General features: G+C 39.0%; 1 pseudogene. It reads right to left on the bottom strand.

The features are described from left to right. A pseudogene (locus IDG65_RS14405) lies at positions 1-168 on the bottom strand (IS5/IS1182 family transposase); the annotation flags it as partial. Between the last annotated feature and the right edge of the window lie 119 nt (positions 169-287).

Here is a 287-nt window from a genome sequence, read left to right as displayed (position 1 = left end):
TAACATCATTTTTGGATGATAGGATGTTGCGCCACGATGATGTCTGAATTCATCGAATTCGCTATCAGGTATCGTTTCAACAATTTCATTAACATATCGCGAAATATCATTTTGAGGAATTCTAACAGAGGTTTCTATTGGTAGTGTAAGTTGGGCAAAGTGTCTTATTTTTTTAAAGTATGTAAAAGTAAAATTACATGTTAATACGTAGTATTAATGGCGAGACTCCTGAGGGAGCAGTGCCAGTCGAAGACCGAGGCTGAGACGGCACCCTAGGAAAGCGAAGC

It is taken from the genome of Staphylococcus sp. EG-SA-17, from assembly GCF_017151845.1.
Taxonomy (GTDB): Bacteria; Bacillota; Bacilli; order Staphylococcales; family Staphylococcaceae; genus Staphylococcus; species Staphylococcus aureus.
Note: the sequence above shows the minus strand (reverse complement) of the source record. Positions and strands in the feature narration are given on the sequence as shown.